Annotated in this window: 17 protein-coding genes; 4 read left to right on the top strand and 13 right to left on the bottom strand. The window is 62.4% G+C overall.

Annotated features, from left to right (window positions below):
• Window positions 1-55 precede the first annotated feature (55 nt).
• The gene (locus tag JHL16_RS29735) at window positions 56-898 is read right to left on the bottom strand and encodes a c-type cytochrome (protein ID WP_200188494.1); all 843 of its coding nucleotides are present in this window, start codon (window positions 896-898) and stop codon (window positions 56-58) included.
• A 95-nt stretch (window positions 899-993) separates the two neighbouring features.
• On the opposite strand from JHL16_RS29735, the gene queF reads away from it, so the two are divergent.
• Window positions 994-1,455, top strand: coding sequence for a preQ(1) synthase (gene queF, locus JHL16_RS29740; protein ID WP_200188495.1), 462 nt, complete (start codon window positions 994-996; stop codon window positions 1,453-1,455).
• A gap of 12 nt (window positions 1,456-1,467) precedes the next feature.
• On the top strand, window positions 1,468-2,037 hold the full coding sequence (locus JHL16_RS29745; RefSeq protein WP_200188496.1) for a VUT family protein: 570 nt from the start codon (window positions 1,468-1,470) through the stop codon (window positions 2,035-2,037).
• Window positions 2,038-2,204: 167 nt separating this feature from the next.
• On the opposite strand, the gene JHL16_RS29750 is transcribed toward JHL16_RS29745, so the two are convergent.
• Entirely contained in the window at window positions 2,205-3,458 is a 1,254-nt protein-coding gene (locus tag JHL16_RS29750; protein WP_200188497.1) for a Zn-dependent hydrolase, read from the bottom strand.
• A 97-nt stretch (window positions 3,459-3,555) separates the two neighbouring features.
• Between JHL16_RS29750 and JHL16_RS29755 the strand changes: the two genes are divergently transcribed.
• On the top strand, window positions 3,556-4,458 hold the full coding sequence (locus tag JHL16_RS29755) for a LysR family transcriptional regulator (RefSeq protein WP_200188498.1): 903 nt from the start codon (window positions 3,556-3,558) through the stop codon (window positions 4,456-4,458).
• A gap of 127 nt (window positions 4,459-4,585) precedes the next feature.
• On the opposite strand, the gene JHL16_RS29760 is transcribed toward JHL16_RS29755, so the two are convergent.
• The 9 genes from JHL16_RS29760 to JHL16_RS29800 are packed head-to-tail and all read right to left on the bottom strand — an operon-like array spanning window position 4,586 to window position 13,378.
• Window positions 4,586-4,969 carry a nitrile hydratase accessory protein gene (locus tag JHL16_RS29760; protein ID WP_200188499.1) on the bottom strand — a complete coding sequence of 128 codons (384 nt, stop codon included), beginning with the start codon at window positions 4,967-4,969 and terminating at the stop codon, window positions 4,586-4,588.
• Window positions 4,956-5,621, bottom strand: a complete 666-nt coding sequence (gene nthB / locus JHL16_RS29765; protein WP_200188500.1) for a nitrile hydratase subunit beta — start codon at window positions 5,619-5,621, stop codon at window positions 4,956-4,958. Before nthB ends, JHL16_RS29760 begins: the two co-directional genes overlap by 14 nt.
• Window positions 5,622-5,638: 17 nt before the next feature.
• Entirely contained in the window at window positions 5,639-6,247 is a 609-nt protein-coding gene (nthA, locus tag JHL16_RS29770) for a nitrile hydratase subunit alpha (protein ID WP_200188501.1), read from the bottom strand.
• A 10-nt stretch (window positions 6,248-6,257) separates the two neighbouring features.
• Entirely contained in the window at window positions 6,258-7,643 is a 1,386-nt protein-coding gene (locus JHL16_RS29775) for an amidase (protein WP_200188502.1), read from the bottom strand.
• 5 nt (window positions 7,644-7,648) lie between these two features.
• Window positions 7,649-9,685 (bottom strand): phenylacetaldoxime dehydratase family protein, encoded by a 2,037-nt coding sequence (locus tag JHL16_RS29780; RefSeq protein ID WP_210346109.1) that lies wholly within the window; start codon window positions 9,683-9,685, stop codon window positions 7,649-7,651.
• Between the two features lie 14 nt (window positions 9,686-9,699).
• The gene (locus tag JHL16_RS29785) at window positions 9,700-10,578 is read right to left on the bottom strand and encodes a branched-chain amino acid ABC transporter permease (protein ID WP_200188504.1); all 879 of its coding nucleotides are present in this window, start codon (window positions 10,576-10,578) and stop codon (window positions 9,700-9,702) included.
• Between the two features lies 1 nt (window position 10,579).
• The gene (locus JHL16_RS29790) at window positions 10,580-11,293 is read right to left on the bottom strand and encodes an ABC transporter ATP-binding protein (RefSeq protein WP_200188505.1); all 714 of its coding nucleotides are present in this window, start codon (window positions 11,291-11,293) and stop codon (window positions 10,580-10,582) included.
• Window positions 11,290-12,060, bottom strand: a complete 771-nt coding sequence (locus JHL16_RS29795) for an ATP-binding cassette domain-containing protein (RefSeq protein WP_200188506.1) — start codon at window positions 12,058-12,060, stop codon at window positions 11,290-11,292. The genes JHL16_RS29790 and JHL16_RS29795 overlap by 4 nt, the downstream gene beginning before the upstream one ends.
• 13 nt (window positions 12,061-12,073) lie before the next feature.
• The gene (locus tag JHL16_RS29800) at window positions 12,074-13,378 is read right to left on the bottom strand and encodes an ABC transporter substrate-binding protein (protein WP_200188507.1); all 1,305 of its coding nucleotides are present in this window, start codon (window positions 13,376-13,378) and stop codon (window positions 12,074-12,076) included.
• A 182-nt stretch (window positions 13,379-13,560) separates the two neighbouring features.
• On the opposite strand from JHL16_RS29800, the gene JHL16_RS29805 reads away from it, so the two are divergent.
• On the top strand, window positions 13,561-14,685 hold the full coding sequence (locus JHL16_RS29805) for a trypsin-like serine peptidase (RefSeq protein ID WP_200188508.1): 1,125 nt from the start codon (window positions 13,561-13,563) through the stop codon (window positions 14,683-14,685).
• Between the two features lie 15 nt (window positions 14,686-14,700).
• Here JHL16_RS29805 and JHL16_RS29810 read toward each other — a convergent pair whose 3' ends face one another.
• Window positions 14,701-18,357, bottom strand: a complete 3,657-nt coding sequence (locus tag JHL16_RS29810; protein WP_200188509.1) for a pYEATS domain-containing protein — start codon at window positions 18,355-18,357, stop codon at window positions 14,701-14,703.
• Complete coding sequence (locus tag JHL16_RS29815; RefSeq protein ID WP_200188510.1) at window positions 18,354-20,420, bottom strand: trypsin-like serine peptidase; 2,067 nt, start codon at window positions 20,418-20,420, stop codon at window positions 18,354-18,356. The genes JHL16_RS29810 and JHL16_RS29815 overlap by 4 nt, the downstream gene beginning before the upstream one ends.
• Window positions 20,421-20,575 lie beyond the last annotated feature (155 nt).

Genomic DNA, 20,575 nt, shown 5'->3' on the forward strand with positions numbered 1-20,575 from the left:
AGGCCGTCTGGTTAACCACGCCGGAAGCACAAAGTTCCCTTTTGGAGAGAGTTGGTTAGTCGGGCTTCTGCTTGTGACCCGCCATCGTCTTCAGGTAAGCGAGCACGTCGTCGATGAGGGCGTCCCGCTGCGGGTGCGCGGCAAAAGCCGGCATGGTGGCATTGTAGCGGATCGTGCGCGGATCCATGATCCACTTGCGCAGCCACGCATCGGGCACATATTCGGTGACGCTCACCGGGTAATTGAGTTCGGGCGCCTTGTCGCCGCCTTCGCCATTCACCGTGTGGCAAGCCATGCAGTTTTCCCGGAAGGCGACGAAACCTTTCTTCGCCTGGGCCGAGGCGTCTTCCGGCGGGCTGAGCCGCGGAAAGCGGTCGACGAAATTCACCAGATCGATGCCGACCACCTGATAAGGCCAGCCATTGGCGCCGTCGGCGCGCAATTCCTCAGAATTGAGATTGTCCCACACCAGATAATAGGGCCCGAGCGGCACGTCCTTTTCATTCTGGAAGCGGTTCTGGACATTGAACACCGTCTGATCCTGTCGCCGGTAGACGAGATAGCCGGCATGGCGGGTGAACCGGTCCATCGGCAGGACGGGCTGATAGCCGTCGACGCAGGTGAACAGCACCTCATCGATCTCTTTCCATGTGTCGCCATAGACGGCGGCGAAGAGCTTGCCGATTTCGAAGCCTTCATATGTCACGTTCTTGTCTTCATGCGGCTCCCAGACGGTGATCTCCGTGACGGGAAGCTTCTGCTTCAGCTCCGCCATGCTCATTTGCGCGACGGGCTTGCCGCGGACCGAAAAGCGCAGAACCTCGCTGTCCGCGGCAAAGACTGCCGATGTGCATAAGCACAGGGCCACAGCCAGGAATCCAAATAACCGCGCCAGCATCTTCGCCTCCCAAAGATCGCCCGAGCATAACCGGTGACCATCACTCCCGCCAATGACCCGTATTCGGATTCAGCCGGAAGTGGTAGAAAACCGCCATGACAAGCAATCCCGTTCCACCTCCGCAGCTCGGCCGCAGCGCCGGCATTCCCGCCTCGCCCGAAGAGGCGCAGCTCGACGTCGTGCCCAATCCGCAGGAAGGCACACTTTATCTCACCCGCTTCACCTGTCCGGAATTCACCTCCTTGTGCCCGGTGACCGGCCAGCCGGATTTCGGCCATCTGGTCATCGACTACGCGCCCGACAGACTGCTGGTCGAATCAAAGTCGCTGAAGCTTTTCCTGCACAGCTTCCGCAATCACGGCGCCTTCCACGAGCACTGCACCGTCTATGTGGCGAAACGTTTCTGCGACGCCGCCAAGCCGATCTGGCTGCGCATCGGCGGCTACTGGTATCCGCGCGGCGGCATTCCGATCGATGTCTTCTGGCAGACCGGCGAGCCACCCAAGGGGCTGTGGCTCCCCGACCAGGGCGTCGCCCCCTATCGCGGCCGCGGCTGAAGGAGAGTGACCATGGAGGACGATCTCAAGATACTGCGCCGGCGCGAAGGCATCATCTTCCTCATCGCCTTCGCTCTGTGCATACCGGCGGCGAACTGGCTCATCCTGCATGTCGGCACGGTGTGTACGCCGCAAGGGCCGTGCCTCGTTCCGGTGGCGCCCGGCATACTGGCGCCTTCCGGCGTGCTGATGGTCGGCCTCGCTCTGATCCTGCGCGATCTCATCCAGCGCCGTCTCGGCCTCAAGGTGGCGGCGGCCGGCATTCTCGCCGGTGCGCTCCTGTCGGCATTCTTCGCGCCGCCGCATCTCGTTATCGCCTCGGCGGCAGCCTTTCTTCTGTCGGAAACTGCCGATCTTCTCGTCTATACACCACTGCAGAAGAAGGGGCTCGTACGGGCGGTCGCCGTCAGCAGCGCCATCGGCCTCGTCATCGACAGCCTGGTGTTTCTCTATCTGGCCTTCGGCAGCCTCGCCTTTCTCGAAGGCCAGGTGATCGGCAAGGGGTGGATGGTGCTCCTGTCATTGCCGGTCATCGCATGGCTCCGGCGGCGCGACGAGAGAATTGGACTCACGCCGGCTTAGCAGCGCGATTCCTCAATGCAGGTAGCCCATGAAATAGAGGACGACGATCACCGGAATCGGGATACCGATCAGCCACAACAAGCCACCTTTGAGCATTGAGCCATTCCCTTATTTTTATGGACGCGGGAACAACGCCGCATAGTCCCTCTTGGTTCCGCGAGGTTGCCTCATGCAGTGGCGCGGCGCAGGACCGCGTTGAGAAGAACATTCACACCCGGCGCGGTATAGGCCGGCTCGATATGCTCTCTCTCGTTGTGACTGACGCCATCCCGGCACGGCGTGAAGAGCATCACGGTCGGGATGACCTTCGAGATATTATAGGCGTCGTGTCCGGCCGCACTCATGAGATGCCGGTGGGATACGCCGAGGTCCGAGGCGACGCTGCGGACGAGATTGATCAGCTTCGCATCGAAGGCGACGTCGCCGAAACTCCATTCCCTTGCAACCGCAATCTCGACATTCGCTTTCAGCGCCGCGAGCGGCAGGAAATCACGGAATTGCGAACACATCTCCGCCGCCGTCGCCGCATCGGGATGCCGCAGATCGACGGTCAACTCGGCAAGATGCGGAATGATCCCATACCGGTTCGGCTCGACCGTCAGGCGGGAGCAGGTCGTGCGCCCTTCCGGCTCATGCGACCAGCCGATCTCGTTGAGCCTGGCGATCAGCAGGGAAGCGCCCACCAAAGCGTTCCGGCGCCGGCGCATCGGCGTCGGCCCGGAATGCGCATTCTCGCCGGCGACGCAGAGCTCCAGGCCAAAGGATTTGAAACCGCCGGTCACGATCCCGACATGAAGCCCCTCGGCGTCGAGCACATCGTCCTGCTCGATATGGAGCTCGAAATAAGAGTCGTACTGCGTGGGGCACAAATGATCCGGGCCGAGATAGCCGATACGCTCCAGTTCGGCGGCGAAGGTCGCACGGCCGCCATCCAGCTGGCGATGAACCCAGTCGGGGTCGTATATACCCGCAAAGGCCCCTGATCCCAGCATCGGCGGCTGGAAGCGGACTCCCTCCTCATTGGTCCAGCTCACGACCTCGATGGGGCGCCGCGTCGCCACAGCGTGATCGTTCAATGTCCGGATGACTTCGAGCCCGGCGAGCACACCCAATATGCCGTCATAACGCCCACCGGCGATCTGGGTGTCGAGATGGCTTCCGATCAATATCGCGGGCGAGGACTCCTCCAGTCCGGCGCGGCGCGCGAAGATGTTGCCGAAGGCATCGACCCGCACCCTCAGGTCCGCTTCCTTGCACCAGCTCACGAACGTGTCGCGCATGACCTTGTCGTCGTCGCTCAAGGCCAGACGGCTGAGGCCACCGGCCCGGCCCGGTCCGATCCGCGCCGAGGCGTCGAGATCGCGCCAGAGCCGTGCGCTGTCGATCTCGATCCTGTTCAGCTTGCCCACCGCCACACGCATTGCCCCGTTGAACCATCTCCACTTCTCGCAGAAGCCGCTATATTGACCCATTCGAAAGTGATAATATTCGCTTAGAACATTCTCTAAGTTTACGGCGATGACCATTCCCTCGATCAGCACTGTCGATCTCAAGCTCCTGCATGTCTTCATGACGGTGGCACGCAGCGGCGGCTTCGCGCTGGCCCAGACCGAGCTCAATGTCAGCCAGGCGACGATCAGCATCCACATCAAGAATCTCGAGACGCGGCTCGGAATGTCGCTCTGCCAACGCGGCCGCGCCGGCTTCGCGCTCACCGAAGACGGCCAGCGCGTCTATGACGCGACCAATGCGCTGTTCAATCACATCGAGGATTTCCGCAGCGTGGCGCTCGGCCATGACAGGCTGGTCGGCGAGCTGCAGATCGGCATCATCGACAATGCCGTCTTTCACCACAAATTCCAGCTCGGTGACGCCATCGAGCGCTTCGGCAAGCTCACTCATTCGGTCGATTTCACCGTCCATGTCGCGCCGCCGAACAAGCTCGAGGAGATGGTCCTCGGCGCCCAGGCCCATATGGCCATCGGCTTCTTCCCGCGCCGGCTGTCACAGCTGAGCTATGCACCGATATTCACCTCGCGCATGGAGCTGTTCTGCGGCAAGAAACATCCGCTCTACAAACAGGCACCCAAAATCGACCTCGCCGCCATTGAGGCCTGCGAACATGCCCAGCGCGGCTATGTGTCGGCCGACCAGTTGCCCGAGAACGAGCGCAATCTCAATTTCACCGCGCGGGCCCATAGTATCGAAGGCCTCGCCCATCTTATCCTGTCGGGACAGTATCTAGCCTTCCTCCCGGTTCATTATGCCGAGCAATGGACGGCGAAGAAGCAGATGCGCTCGATCCGGCCCGAGCTTTATGCCTATGACTCGATCTATGAGGTGATCCGGCGGAAATCCGCCGCGCGCACGCCCGCCGAAGTGAAGTTCTACGACCTGCTCATGACCATGGCCGTCGTGTGATCTTCATTTGTGAATGAAGGCTAGAGCGCTTCCCGCCAAAGTTGCTCGACTTTGGCGATAAGGAAGCGCTCCAGATTATATGTTTACGAGCCCTTTTTCCCGTTTTGATCGAATCGGAACGATTCGATCAAAACGGAAAGGGCTCTAAAGGCTGCTGGATGCTGCGGATCCTGTCGACCTCGGCGCGCACGGTTTCGATCTGCCGCTCGACCTCTCCGGCCGCGATCAATCCCAGCGCCTGAAGCGTCTCCTCGGCGGCGATGAGCCAGGCATCGAAATAGTGTCTTTCGATATATTCATCGGTCTCGCAGCCGTCGGCATCTTCGTTGCGCGCTAGGGCGGCGACCAGACGGGCCTGGAAATCGGTCCAAGGAAAGTGACCTTCTTTGACCGCTTCGACGATTAGGGCGAAGATGCGCGCCTGCCACGGCGCCTGAAACAGTTGGGAATGCTGCGGCCGCGCCTGTTCGAGCGCCGCAATCGCCAGGCGATGGTGATCAGGCTGGCTCAAGATAGCTCTCCCACAGATCGGCGTGAATCATATCCGCGGCTTCGGCATCGCGGCCCCAGAGCTCGCGGGCGGTGAAGGCGACGGTGTAACAATGCTGCGGCTCCGGCCCCCTGCCCGCCGCGACCGCATCGGCGAACTGGAATACGCCGTGACCGGCGACGACCTGTCCCGTCCGGCCGCGCAGATAACGCGGCGCGCGTGTGTGGCCTGAGGGCGAGTCCTTCGTCACGCGCACAGTCTGTCCCACCGTGAAACGCGGCCTCCGCGCATCATCAGGAAAATTCAGCTGCGCGCCGGAACGCATGATGGCGACGAGATTTTCCGCATCGACCTTTGGATGGCGGGCGACATCGACGTCGAAAAGCTTGCGCCCGGTGCGCAGCTCCTCCTCGCTCACGAGCCCGGCCTGCAGCAGCAGGGCTTCCGCTCCGACGATCCATTTCTCGAAATAATCCAACTTCAGATAGTCGGCGGCGGGCATCCGCTCGATCTCCTGGCGGTGCTGGTCGGCGCTATAGGGCACGGGGCCTCCAAGCAATTCCGCCAGTGCGAAGGCCCGGCGCTGCCACTGCGCCTTGAAGACATAATCCCCCGTCTCGATGGGAACCGGGCCGAAGCCATGCATGCCACCCAGATCGTGGATTCCGTCCATGATAGTCTTCCTCCGACCTAAAGCCGCGCCGTGCCGATCATGCCGTCGCGGGTGACGAGCCCCGCCAGCTGTTCGAGGGTGAAGGCCTCCGTATCGGCCGGGCGCAGGGGCAGAACCATGTAGCGGATCTCCGCCGTCGAATCCCACACCTTGATCTCGATATCGGTGCCGATGTCGAGACCGAATTCCTTCAGCACGGCGCGCGGCTCGCGCACGACGCGCGAGCGATAGGCAGCGCCCTTGTACCAGGCCGGCGGCAAACCGAGCACCGGCCAGGGATAGCAGGAGCACAAGGTGCAGACGACGACATTGTGAAGCTTGGGCGTGTTGGCGACGACGCGCATATGCTCGCCCTGATAGCCGGTGAAGCCCATCGCGTGGATGGCGGCGGTGCCGTCGCGGAGCAGCCAGTCGCGGAAATCCGGCTCCAGCCAGGCGCGCGCCACTACCTTGGCGCCATTGCGCGGGCCGGTTTCGCGCTCATAATATTCGACGATGCGGTCGAGCGCCGCCGGATCGATGAGGCCCTTGGCGACCATCAGCTCCTCGAGCGCCCGCACCCTCAGGCTCGGGCCCTGTTCCAGCGGATCGTGGTCATGGTCGTGGTCATCATGATCATGCGGCATGCAGGTCTCCTCACGCGTAACGGCGGCGCAAACGGCGCACATCCATCTGCGCGGCTCTGGCCAGTTCGTCATAGTCGATGGTCACGGCGAATATATCCTCCAAATAGCGGGCAATGGCGAGCAATCTCTGGTCGTTGTGGCGGGCGCCGACGATCTGCACGCTGAGCGCCCGGCCGTCTGCCAGGCGGAAGGCCGGAATCGACACCACCGGATGCCCGGTTTGGTTGAACAGTGCCGTATAACGGATGGTGGCTTCGAGGACCGGCAGCCTGCGGCCCCGCAAGGACACGGTGTCGGCCTCGCGCGCCGGCGCATCCATCGGCAAGGTCGGCAGGATCAGAATGTCGACGGCCTCGAATAGCCCTTCCACCGCATCGGCGATCCGGCGGCGACGTACCTGTGCCAAGCCATAGTCCACATCACTGAATGTCCGGCCCAGCTCGATGCCGTCACGGGCAATATCGGGATGCGCCTGCCACAGGCCGGGAAAATGCTCGGTATGGTATCGGGCGGCCTCGCGCGTCACGGTGATCATGTGCGAGTCCATGATGTCGTCCGGTGCGGGCATCCGCAGATCGACCATCCGATGACGAGCGTCCGCGAGCGCCGATGTGAGATGCGCCATCGCCCGCAGCACCAGCGGGTCGGCGTCGGCGAAATAATCGGGGGCAATGCCGATCCGCAAATTGGGTGCCGGCTCCGCTACCTCCTCCCGCGGCGGATCGAGAACCGCCTGGATCGCCTGCAGATCGGCCACGCAGCGGGCCAATGGCCCGACATGATCGCAGGACTGCGCCAAGGGACGCACGCCTTTCGCGCTCACCCGTCCCCAGCTCGGCTTGAAGCCCGCCACCGAGCAGCAGGCCGCCGGAATACGAATACTGCCGCCCGTATCCGTGCCGATCGCGCCATAAGCGAGCCCCGCGCAGACCGCCGCTCCGGGGCCGCCGCTCGACCCGCCGGCGATGAGATCGGGCGCGATCGGATTGATGACCTGCGGCGTGCGGGTCCCAAATGCGCCGGCATCGGTCTCGAGCACGCCGATGATGACGGCGCCGGCGCGACGCAGCCGAGTGACGACATCGGCGTCGCGTCTCGGGCGATAGTCCGCCAGATGCGGCAGCCCGGCACGGCAGATGGCCGGTGTCGTGTCGATCAGATCCTTGATGGCGATCGGGACACCGTCGAGCGGCCCCAGAATGTCCCCTCGCGCATGGCGGAACTCAGAAGCTTTCGCTTCCGCTTCGGCGGTCGCAGGCGTCAGGTCGCTAAAGGCGCGGATGAAGCGATCATCCCTGCCGATCCGGTCGAGAACATCGCGCAGCAGATCAGGTGCGGAGACTTCCCTCGCATGCAAAGCCTCGGCTGCCGAAACCAACGTCGTGAAATGCGGCATGCGCGCTAGGCCCGGTTCAGAGTATTGAGCATGCCGGTGCGGTCATGACAGTTGAAATATTCGAAGGATTGGTCCTTGGCCCGGATTACGCTCATCTCGTGATAGAGGCGCAATCGCCCATCCTTGAACGTGCGGTAGTGCCGGGTGCCGGCCGCGAAGATCGCGAGATGGCTGTCGGTCTTCACCCAGGCCTCGAGCTCACCGAGGCTGCGCCAGGCACTCAGGCTGTAGGTCTTGTCGAGCGGCCCCGCCGACGCGCACAGCGTCATATAACGATTGAAATAGCAGCCAACCCTCCCACCCTCGTCGCGGATGAACTCCATGCCCTCGTCGAGCTTCGGTTTCACACTGTGCAGATAGAAGTGGCGTTCCTCTGCGTCCGTGTCCGTCCAGTCCTGGCCGGAGCGCAGCAGGCACAGATTGTCGTGTGGTGTCACGACGATGTGGCGGCGCAATGTGTCGTTGCTACCGGCAAGCGCGGCTTTCGGCGCCCCCTGGGGCGCCAGATCGTCGGTCTGGGCGCGCGGTATCCGGTCGCGCGCACTTCCCCAATAGCCATGGGTGTCGGTCATCCCGCTCATCGCGGTGGCGATCGTCGCATAACCCTCCGGATGCGGATGCGAGAACGTCGTTTCGGTATCGGCGATGGAGGGTGTGTAGCATTCGCGGAAGAAGCCCAGTGCACCGTCGAGCGGCGCACCGGCCCGCCACCAGTCTTCCGGCAGGCTCGCGCACCAGCGATCATAGGTCTGCCGATCGTCCCAATAGCCGACGAGAACACTGTTGATGCAGCCCCGCTCATCGACATATTCGGCGCGATCCCAGAAGGAAGGGCCGAAGGGTTTCGCGAAGCCCTGCTGCTGGAACGCGATCGCGCTGGTGCTCGCCGGCGAAGTTTCGCTGAACTGAACGCCGAAGAACGCCATCGGCAGTGCCGTTACCTCTGGGCTGAAGCGGGCGGAATAAGACGGCGTCGCCGGCACAAAGCCTTCGGGCGCGGCGAGTGGGCGGGTGCGCGGCGCCTGAAGATGCGATGGAATAGCAGGCTCGAGCCCGGATGACGCTGCATGTGACCGACGCAGCCTGTCCACAAGCATGGCCCAGGCTCCCGCCACGCCCTTCGGCAGAAGCAACACGAAAATCACCAGCACGAGCCCGATCAGGGTATTGCGCACATCGCCCATGCTCTTGCCGACCTCGACCAGGATCATCATCAGGGCCGCCCCGAAGATCGGCCCCCAGGTCGATTTGAGGCCACCGACGATCACCATCGAAAGGACGAACATGAGTGTCGACAGCTCGAACAGGCTGGGGCCGGCGAAGCGGAAATGCGCGGCATAGGAAGCGCCTGCCAGCCCGGTAAAAAAAGCGGTGACGACGAAGGCGATGAGCTGGAACTTGGTCCGGTTGATGCCGCGTGCCGCGGCATAGATGGCGCTGTCGCTGGTGGCGCGGAAAGCGAGACCCAGCCGGCCGTGGATCACGATGATCGAGGCGATGAAAGAGAGCGCAAAGACGGCCAGGACCGAAAAGTAGTTGCCGACGATCCAATTGCCTTTCAGCAGTTTGCGGAAACCGAGATCGACGAACTGGGAGAAGCCATTGGTGCCGCCGAAGAAGGGCGTGCAGGTGCCGCCGGTCGTGATGTAGCAGGCGGAATCGGTGATGATGAGCGTGTAGACCATATAGGCGATGGCGAAAGTGAGGAGCGCCACATAAGCGGCGGCAAGCCTGAGACAGGCAAGGCCGATGAGCAAGGCCGCGACGCCTGCGGCGAGTCCCGCCACCGGCATGGATGCCCAGGGCGGCAGGCCGAAATAGACCGCGAACATCGCGACGCAATAAGAGCCGATCGCGAAAAACAGCATCTGCCCGAGCGAGAAGACTCCCGCATGGCCGGTCAGCACATTCCACTGCACCGCGACCGAAGCCCAGATGAGGAAGGTGATGAACTCACCCAGGGCATAACGCTCGGTGACGAGGAAGGGCAAGGCCGACAAAGCAGCGAGGAGAAGCACGGCGCCCAGGAGATGCCGGCTCATTTCTTGCGCCGGCATCATGAGCGGACGACCTCCTGCTGACCGAACAGACCGGCCGGCTTCCAGATCAAGACGACGATGACGAGGAGAAGCATGATGGGAAAGCCGTAGCGGACACCAAGATAATATTGGATCGCCGCCTCGCACAGGCCGAGAGCCAGGGCGGCGATGCCGGCGCCGGTCACGCTGCCGAGGCCCGCCACCACGCAGATCACAAAAGCGCGCAGCAGCGGATTGGCGCCCATGTCGGGCGAAAGCGTCGCCAGCGACGAGATGAGGATGCCGGCGGCGGCGGCGAGCACGCCGGCGATGATGAGCACCTGCAGATAAGTGCGGCCCGCCTCGACACCCATGAGCAATGCCGCCTCGCGGTTCATGGCGGTGGCGCGGATGGCGAGGCCGAAACGTGTATGGGTCAGGAGCCAGGCGATGCCGCCGATGAGCACCGCCGCCATGACCAGGATACCGACCGATTGATAGGTGACGGCGATATCTCCGATGCGGAACACGCCTTCGATCTGTGCCGGCTGGCGAAATGGATAGGCGCCGTAATATTTGAGGAGAAGATCCTGCAGCAGGATGGCGACGCCCGCCGTGGCCACGATGATATTAACCTCGAAGCCTTCGGTGTCGAGCATGAAGCGGATGACGAGCAGATGCATGACGGCGCCGATCAGTCCGCCGGCGGCCAGACCGAACAGGAAAGCCAGCGGCAGCGGCAGGCCCCAGAGGGAAGCCGCCATATAGGTGGCATAGGCGCCGACCGTCATGAAGACCCCATGCGCCATGTTGAACATGCGCATGGTGCCATAGGTCAAAGCGAGGCCGACGGAGGCGAGCGCATACATCGCGCCCAGGGTGAGACCGGTGATGAGGATCTGGAGAACGGCCTGCATGTCAGTGTCCGCCGAGATAGGTATTGAGAATATGGCCTGACTGTTTGAGGTCGGCCGAAGAGCCGCTCCAGGCGAAGCGGCCGCCATCCATCAGATGGAAAGTGGTCGCCACCTTGGCGACACGGCCCGGATTCTCCTCGACGACCAGGATCGACTGGCCTCGGGCTGCAAGCTCGGCCAGCGCCTGATAGATCTGCTCGATGATCAGCGGCGCCAGACCGAGCGACGGCTCGTCGATCATCATCAATTTGGCCTTGGCCATAAGGCCGCGGCCGATGCCGACCATGCGGCGCTCACCGCCCGACAGGCTGCTGGCACGCTGGGCGCGGCGCTCCTTGAGGCGCGGAAACAGCTCAAAGACCTGAGCGAGCGTGGCGCGGATCTCCGCCATGTCCTGGCGCACATAACCGCCCATCATCAGATTTTCCTCGACCGTCATGCCGGCGAAGAGCTGGTCGCCTTGCGGGACGAGCACCAGACCGGCGCGTGCGCGGCCCGGCGCGCTTTGCGCGACGGCGGCGCCGTCGAATGCGATCTCGCCCGACCAGGCCGGCAGCAACCCGGAAAGGGCGCGCAGCAAGGTCGATTTGCCATGGCCGTTCGGTCCGATGATCGCGGTGATGCCGCCCTGCTCCACGGTGAAGCTCACCTCATGCAGAACGCGGATATGGCGGTAGCCGGTCGTCAGGCCCCTTACGGCAAGAAGCGCGTTCATGCCGGCATCTCCAGGCTGTCCGCTTCCGAGCCCAGATAGACCGAGCGCACTTGCGCATCCTTGGCGAGACCGCGTGGCGCGCCGTCATAGATGAGCTTGCCCTGGTGCATGATCAGAGCACGATCGGCGACGGCGGTGAGAAAGCGCATCACATGCTCGATGAAGACGATGGAGATGCCGCGGTCGCGGAGCTTCCGCATCAGATCGATGAATTCATCGACCTCCGTCGGCAAGAGACCGCCGACCGGCTCGTCGAGCAGCAGGATCTTCGGCTCATGTACGACCGCCGTGGCGACCATCAGCTTTTTGCGCGCCAGCACCGTGATATCGGACACCCGCTTCTCGGCGAGACCGGCCAAGCCGAAACTCTCGAGCGAGGCCATCGCTCTTTCGCGGTCGCGGCGCCCGATCAGAAGCCCGGGCTTGGTGCGGCCGCCACCATAGATGACGGCGGCCAGCATGTTCTGCAGCACGGTGAGGCCGCCGAAGCCGCTGGTCACCTGGAAGGTGCGCGCCATGCCGTCATGAAACAGCAGGTAAGGCGCCCTGCCCGTGATGTCCTCGCCCTGATAGAGCACCGCGCCTGAGCTCACCTTGGTCAATCCTGAGATCAGATCGAAGAAGGTCGTCTTGCCGGCGCCATTGGGGCCGCCGATGCCGACCGTCTCGCCGCGATTGATCGCGAGATCGACACCATCGACGGCAGCGAGCGCGCCATAGAACTTGGCCACATTGCGGCATTCGAGAAGAGGCGGGGCGCCGGGCACAAATCCTACTCCGTCACTTCATCCAGGCCGGCTTCTCGAATTTGGCGATGTCATAGGGCGACGGCGAAATGATATGCCCGTTCTCCGCCTTGTTCTTGATCTGGCTGAAGATGTGCGCCATGCCGAGCGACGGATCCTTGGTCTGCACAGGATAGGACAGCGCCGCCTGAGTCTGCTGGTCGAAGCGGATGACGCCCATCGGACAACGGAACGTCATCGCTTTGAGACGCGCCGCGATCTTGCGGTTCTGCTCTTCCTCATAAGGAGTGCCCGGACCTCCGGCGAGGGCCGCGGCCACAGCATAGAGATGCAACGCCGAATAGGTCTGGCCACCGCCATTGGGCGAGGCCTTCTGGTCGTTGCGGGCGATATAGCTCTTAGTGAAGGCGAGGCCGATCTCGTCCTGCAGAACGCCGATATTGGTCGCATAGAGAACCCCCTGCGAGGCGTCACCGGCGATGTCGCGGAAGGCGGCGAGCGAGGCGCCGTATTGCAGATAGACCAGGCTATCGGTCGGGTTGGTGAGGAACTGGATCATGAACTGCGCCTGATCCTGCGGGAAGAAATGCGTCACCACGATCAGGCCCGGCGGATTCTCGCGGAGCTTGGCGAGCGTCGGTCCCCATTCGGAGGTCGGCGCCTGCACGGTCTCATAAAGGGAGACCTCATAACCATAGTCGGCTGCCTTGGCCTCGATGGATTTGGCGATGTTAATCGAATAGGTGATGGGCCCGGTGATCAGCGCCAGCTTCTTGTTGGGCAGCTTGAGCTGGCCTGAGGTTTCGAGATGTTTGACGAAATCGAGATAGGCGAAACCGTAATAGAGCTCGGAGGGACAATACATGAAGCAGCTCCAGTATTTGTCCGGCTCCTTGGCGACGAGATCGGTATGGGCCCGCGCCGTATCGGCATGGAGATAGATGAGAGACGCCGCCGACGCGACACCTTGCAAGGCCGTCTGTGAGCCCAGATTGTAGCCCGAGATCAGAACATTGGCATTGTGCTTGTCGATGAGGCGCTGGCCGGCGCTGATGATGACGTCATCACCCTTGGATTCGGTGTCCTCGAAAGCGAGCTGGATCGGACGACCCAATATTCCGCCCAGCGCATTGATCTCCTCGGCCGCCATTTCGAGGCCGCGCTTGAATTCGACGCCGTCGGCGGCAACGGCGCCAGTCAAGGGCAGAGGTCCGCCGACGATGACCGGAGAGCTGTCTTGAGCTTCGGCCGATCGATTAAGACCGGCGAGGAAAGCAAGAGAACCGGCACCGGCTCCCGCTTTGGCAAGAAAGGCACGGCGCGACGATGCATTGGTCATGGTTTCCTCCCGACTGCATCTGTTTGTCTCGTCGCGATATCTAACGCCGCTCCACTCTTTGAAATATCCGAAAGTAATAATATTTGGTTAGATAGAAATCTAAGTAAACTTCAGCTGCGCACAAATATGCCCTTGGGTTATATTTTGAACTCCATCGGTTGGTGCGGCGAGTGGAAACGCTAATGCTCGACTTGGATGAACTTGTTGCGATCGACAAAGGCTCGACCGAGCTTTTGAAGCTCGGGGGAAGTGCGGGCGGAAAGGAATCGAGCGGCGCCGGGCTCGATCCGAAGGACCGGATGGGCCTGCTGGCGCAGCGCCTGGCCACGACGCGCGATCCCGAGCTCGCTCACGAAATCGCCAAAGGCGCCGCATCGGCACTGAGCAAGGCAGGCGACCCCAAGGCGCAATTCAATTTTCGTGAAGCTCTCGGCCTCGAGGCGGTCGTGCAGATATTCGAACGGCCCAGCCTCAATATTCAGGACGGGTTCGTCAATCCGGCGGCGCCGGGATACAAGCCCTTCGAGTTCAAGCTGCTGCAGATGCAGGACGAGATCCGCAACGTCGCCGCCGCCGTCGGCCGGATCAGCAAGCCGGACGGCACACTTGTCGGAACCGCCGTCCATTTCGCCGAAGGCTGTGTGGTGACGGCCCGTCATGTGCTCGAGGAGATCGCGACCCAGAAACCAAACGGCCGCTGGTCTTTTACCTCACCCGGCAAGACGACCATCGATTTTGTCGGTGAGGCGGGCCGCAAGCCCGAGCCGGGCTTCAAGATCGTGAATGTAAAGTTCTGCGGCGCCGAGCGGATCAACCGGGAAATTGATTTCGCGCGCCTGGATCTGGCGGTTCTGGAGATCGCGCCGATCGCAGATGCGCCATGGCCCAGCACTGTGATGTTCGACGGCGGCGAGGACAAGGTGAAGGCGAAGAGCTGGGTCTACGCCGTCGGCTTTCCGGGACGCCCGATACCCTGGAAGATCAAGACGAAACCGCCGCCAGGTTACGAAGTCGCCTCGGTGATCGCCAAGGTTTTCGACGATGATTTCGAGTGCAAGAAATTCGCCCCCGGCCGGATCAGGAAGTCGCCTGGCTCACTCGATGACGACAAGGCAAATCGTTGGGTATTCGTGCATGACTGCTCGACGCTGGGCGGAAATTCAGGCTCCGCTGTCGTCGAATTCGCGACGGAAGGCGCTCGCGTCGTCGGGCTTCATTTTGGCGGCCTCGCCCGCTCGGCCAACTGGGCGCATGCCTTCTCCGCGCTCAAAGAGCAGATGAAAGCGCAAGGGGCAAAATACGTTTGAAACTCCTCAACACCTCTAGCGCTCGCGAAACTTGCGCGGCAACTCGCTGAGATCGGCGAGATTGAGTTCGAGCCCGATCCACTGATCGTCCTTATCTCGCACTTGCGCGCCGATCGTGAACGCCCCCCAGGCGCGTACATCATAAAGCACACATCGGCGTTTCTCCTGGACGCGGCGGATATGGATGGCGCTGCTCGAAAACGTATGATGCAAATGGAACACGACGGGTCCAACGAGTTCGCTCCCATCAGCCGATTCGACGATCAGGTCGACCTGGAAGGTCCAGGACGACTTCGTGTCCGTGAACTTTGCCAGCAAACGTCTGCCGTCCCGCTCAGCCAAGCCGCCCCAGCGCCCCTTCTGGGGATCACTGGCATCGATGATCGGCCCAGGCGAAGGCGGCCGCTCCGCGGTATCGCCGCCTTCAGCCACCACCAGCCGTTCGATATTGCCGCTCCAGGTTCTCTCCGCATGCAGCAGCCGGCGCAGATCGACGCCATCCGGCTGGGGAATCGCCTCTTCGATGACGCGCGCCATTCCCGCAAGATCGCTGGCCTCATCCGCAATCCGCATGAGCGAAATGAAATCGCGACCGGCGGACGAATCCCAAAGCTCATCCGGGCTTCGCCAGAAGGAGCGATCATACCAGGATCGTCCGATATGAGACACATATTGATCGAGGCGTTCCTTGATCTGGTCTGACAGCGCGTTGTCGACCTTCGGCACGCTCCGCGCGCAAGCGTAACCAAACACCGTGACCCAATCCTCGCGCCGCAATGAGAAGAATTTCCGGATACGCTGGATGCCCTTTGTCGGCATGACGTCGTAAGCTTCGGAAAGCAACTTGCCCAGCTTCAGGCCCTCGATCCGCAACGGGCCGGTCGCCTGCAGGGCCGCGTCGATCAAGTCCGCCTGGTCGGGCAGCACCTGCAGCACGAAATCCGCTCCCATTTCGCTCACGATCAGGCGCAGCTCATCGCCGCTGCAGGTGGGCGAGTTCCCCATCGTGGCCAGCAGCAATCGGGCCGCGGGCGTACAGGAGCGATTTCCGAAGATGGCCGCCATGCGAAGCGACCCGCCATCGAGCCTGGGTGTCATGGGCCGCAGGTCTTCGATGCAATAGGACAGCCTCTCATCGATCACTTGATAGTAGGATACATTGCCGAGCATCGCGGCCGTGGCGAGATCCTGGGCGAGACTTCGATAGACCTCCGCCTGCGCGCCGTGGACCGCCTCGGCAAGCTCGGACTCACCGATGTCGTAGAGAGCGTTATGCGCACGCAAATAGCGACTGGCGAAATCGATCCGCGAGGCCCATGGCGAGGCGGCGCCAACGGTCAATGGCTGCGTTCCCCATTGCCCCGCCTTCGCCAGGATCGTCCTGCGCACAGCCTCAGCTTCCGGCCGCAAGCGACCAGCCTTTTGCGTCTTGGCAAGCTCGATCACCTCCGGCCGTATCGCCACGTCGTCGAAGTCGCCGAGCTCCGGCGCAACCCGTTCCACATGGTCGAATACGATCCACGCGCCGGCCTGGCGCATGCCGGCAAGCTTGCGCGGAGTCACCAGGCGGCTCGTCGTCTTGCCGAGGATATACAATTGCGCCCGATCGTCCGGCTCGAAGTCGAAGGCGGCATCACTCAGCCGCGTGCGGCACTCATCGGACCACTGCTCATCGACCGATTCCGGACTCTCTCCGGCGAGAAGGCGATGATAGATCCATTCGGCGCGACTGCCTGGCAGGGTTCGCCGGTCATGGTAATATTCGATCGCGCGATTGTTCACGTCGTCGAATGAAAGGACCTTGCCCTCCGCCGTCTTCTCCTTGTGGCGGCGCATGAGCGGCAGGGTCCTGGCCCGCAGCTCCCGCTTGTGGCGAAGCACCTTGCCCGTCGCCTCCTCGACGACATCGACGAGCCACACTTCCTTTCCGAGCAGATCGAAAGCCTCCTCCGCGGCCACGCGCGTGAGACCGCACATCGGCGCGAGTACTTCCTGGACGATCTCGATCGTGACATTGCGGAAGACAAGTCCGGGCCAAGCGAGTTTGCCGACGTCGGATCCGCCCCTGACATGACCGAGAACGCGCCGTTGGTACAGGGTCCCCACAAAGCTCGCATGTGCCTTCTCGCCTTTCGCCTTTATCTCAAGGGAAAGCTCGTCGCGTTTCTCCGGACTCTCTGACTTCAACAGGTCCACCGCCACGCGGATCGACAACGGCTCCCGGCGACCCGATTTGTCCTCTGTCGCCTTACCTGCGATCCGTCGCGCCCAGCGGGGGTTCCACTCCTGCCCCATGAGCGACTCGCCCAGCTTGTTCGCCATCTCGATCGCATCCGAAACATTCAGCGGTCGCAGCGAAAGGGGCTGAGCCGTTACCACCAGCACTGGAAAGAGCATTCCCTGTTCGAGCGCCTCGCGCCCGGCGATGACGATGCGCAACTCCGGGAATCCCTCGGCACCGATCAATCTGGCGAGAAAGTTGTCGACCGCCTCGAGGGTCTGTTGGTCGAATTGCACAACCTCGAATGTATCCAGAACCAGCAGGAAGCGCCGTTCGCCGACGCCGGCGAAATCACGCAGGATGCGACGCAGCTCCGCATATGGCTCGCGCTCCGGCGTCAGGGCTCCACCAAGCGTCGACCGCAAGGTCTCGGCGAGCTCGCCAAGGTCTCCGGCAGCGCTCGGATACTGGAAGGACAACTGGCGCAGGACCTCCAGCAGCAGCAGACGGGAATCGGTCGTGCGCACGGTGGCGCGATCGAAATCCATATAGACGAAAGGAAAGGTCCGGCGATCGGGCTCACTATGGCGGACGGCATGTTCCAGCACGAATTTTGCGATGAGGGCGGACTTGCCCAACCCTCCGCCCGCGATGACCGTCAGGAGCGAAGCCTTGGTCAACCCGAACCAGCCCGCGGCGGTCTCGACGCCACGTGCGACACCACGCCTGATCGTTTCTCCGATCGAGAGCGACTCAAGCTCGTCGACGAAGCTTCGCAGCCGCTCCAGCTCCTTCTTCCGTCCGGCAAACCGGTCCCATGGCTCACGGCCCGCCCAGCCGCTTTCGGATCCGATGAGGATGCGCAAAGGCTCCAGCAGCTCCGCATAGCTCAGCGCGCGACGAAGATCCTCCATGGTCGGGATCCCGTCCGGCATCGGGCAACCGGTCAGACTCGCGCGCGCCGTCAACGCGGCACGCAGCTCGTCAGGGGGTGCCCTGTGGATATCGCCCAGCCTGCCCGCCAGGAAGCAGCGAAGCCAGGCACTGGCTTGGCGGGCGGGATTGCCGGTGATCTCATCGAATATGTCGGGACGGCTATCATAGTCGACGGCCTGCCTGAGCAATTCGCCGACCCGCGGCAGTTCCGCGGCCTCACGCAGAAGATCCGCTCGCGCGCCGTCGCTCAATCGCAGGCGCCGCTGGCCGCCAATGGTGACCACAACCGAGTGGGTGAGAAGTGCGGCCTCCTCATCGCCCGCCAGGATGTCGTCCGGAAGGGGCGGCCCATATGGAATCGAGCGGAACGTATCGGTGATCGCAGCCATAATGACCGCATCGGTCAATTCCGGGAGCGGTGGAGGTGTATTCGCCGGTCCGGAACCATCGCTCGTGGCCGACTCCTTGGCCGTCGCGTCGGCAATGTCCTTGAAGATGGCTTTCCAGTCGGTCATTGCAAACTATCCCACAGTTTGCGGTTGGTAGAAGTGCGCGTCAGCGCCCCTTGAAGAAAGGTCAGCCGGTCCGGCCTCATCTTGCTCTCATCGATGAACTCGCTCGAGCCGGCCACGATGCCGTTGATGAATTCAGGTGTGGGATGGCGGCCCAGGCTCGAGGCAATCTGCTGCACGCAGCGGGAATAATCTCCGATGCCAATGCTGGCAGGGTCGAGGGCCTCGGCCGTATTCAAGCTGAGCGATTTCAAAGACTGCGGGACGTCGCCGATAAACAGAAGCCGAAGGCGCGATAGCTCGTCATTCGTGGCCTTTGCCAATCCAGCCAGGAGCTCGATCAATTCCTTCGAAAGATGCGTGTCCTTCGTCATGATCACGGCGATCCAGATACGCTCCCATCGGGTCTGCGACACCGGCTGGGCATTTACCTGCTGGGCCGAAGCTTCGAGCTTGAGCCCCTGCTCCTCGATCAATGCAACGCGCTTTTCCTCGGCTTCCCCTTGCACCTGCTTGCGCGCATCTTCGACGAGTACCTTGATCTGCCGGGCAGTCTCGGCCGCCACGTTCCGCTCATCGACGGTCTGCCGACGGTTGGAGGCCAGGGTTTCCTCGAGGGCGCGGAGCAAATCGTCGGAGACCCATTTTTCCAGCTTCGACTCGCCGGGCGTCCCAATTCCGGGCCGCGGCGGGAAGGGATTGGACCGGACCGCGAATGGCAATTGCTGCAGAATGATCCTGAGCGCGTCGTCGGCGAGCTGCGGCAGAGGCTGGCGCTTGCCATCCGCGCCGCGCTCATTGCCGAGGACCACGACGGGATCCTGCGACTCCCGCCGCGCGGCCCTTAGAATTTCGATCGTAAAGCCCCGCCCCGCATAGGGTGCCGATGCCTCGACCACCAGAACCCGGCTGCCTGGCTTGATTGCGACGGCTTCGGCTGAGCTGATCCAGTCGATCAGGGCTCTGCGGCCGAGAATAGGCCGGGGCGGCTGCGGGCTCGCCGTGACGCTCCAGATCTCGGCTCGCTCGGCCTCCTTGCAGCTTTCCTTGAGATACTCGTCGATCTCATGGGCGATATGATCGAAGCGGATTGCCTGGTTCAACACCTCGACGTCGTTGGGCTTGTAGACACCATGGTGCATTCCGACGAGGCGATGTTTGCCGTCGAAACAGGGGGCGCCCGAGGAGCCGGGGAAAGTCTCCGTCGTGTAGCGGATGCGGATTTCCTTGTCGTCGGACTCGACATAACGCCCGAAATCCTGCTGCAGATTCGAGCCTTCGGGGTGTTGAGGAATGATGATGCGCTCATCCGGGCCAGGCTTGCAGTCCGCGTAGCTGAACCAATGGCGCCGTCGCCCACCATTGGCGGCGTAACTCTCGTCGCCGATCTTCTCGGCGAGCTTGACCAGGGCATAGTCGAATTTGTCCTCGTTGCTCGCTCTCTTCAGCCATTCCTTTGCGAATGGAATGCACCGCAGGTCAGGGTCATCGGGATCTACAGTATCAATGGGGTCACCATAGAGGTGATCGAAGACCGCGCGGCAGTCTCCCGGCGGATCGGCAAGCATCTCCTCATCGTGCAGGTGATATTTGAGCGTGTGATATGCCGTGATGATGAGATCGGGACCGATGAGAAAGCCGGTTCCCTTCCGCAGCCCCATGGGTCCCGCGTCGGCGAGAACCACACACATCCTCGGCTCGACATCGGCAATGAAGTGCCGCAGCTTGGCTGCCGACAGCATGTTCGCGCGCAGAACGAAAGCGGCCTGGTAGGCGATATCCTTGTTGGCCGGGTCCTTGCAGAACTCAACGAATTTCGTGGCGATGAGATCGTCCCGATGGAACCGGCGATAGAGCGCACGCGCCAGGAGAGGGATCATGTGCCGGCGATGATAAGCGTCTACGAGCTGGCGCGAAAAACCCGGATAGTCGTTGACGAATTTCTTCCGCCACTCGTTGATGGGCAGCGCTGCGCCGGGTTGCGGCAGGTCCAGCACGATCGCGAGAGGCACATATTCGCTGATGATGCCGGTCAGACGATCCAGTTGTTCGGCTGTGAATGGCATTGCGCGCCCAGTCTCATCGATGAGAGGCTTTCATATCGCGAGCCTCCACGCCCTCAGCTATTCCGGCACGCTGCGAGGCGTCCGACAGCGAATCGCCACCTTACGTCTTCCAACGGACCAACAACCGACGCTATGCGTTTGAAATCAGGAGCCCA

Source organism: Taklimakanibacter albus, assembly GCF_016595235.1.
Lineage (GTDB): Bacteria > Pseudomonadota > Alphaproteobacteria > Rhizobiales > Aestuariivirgaceae > Taklimakanibacter > Taklimakanibacter albus.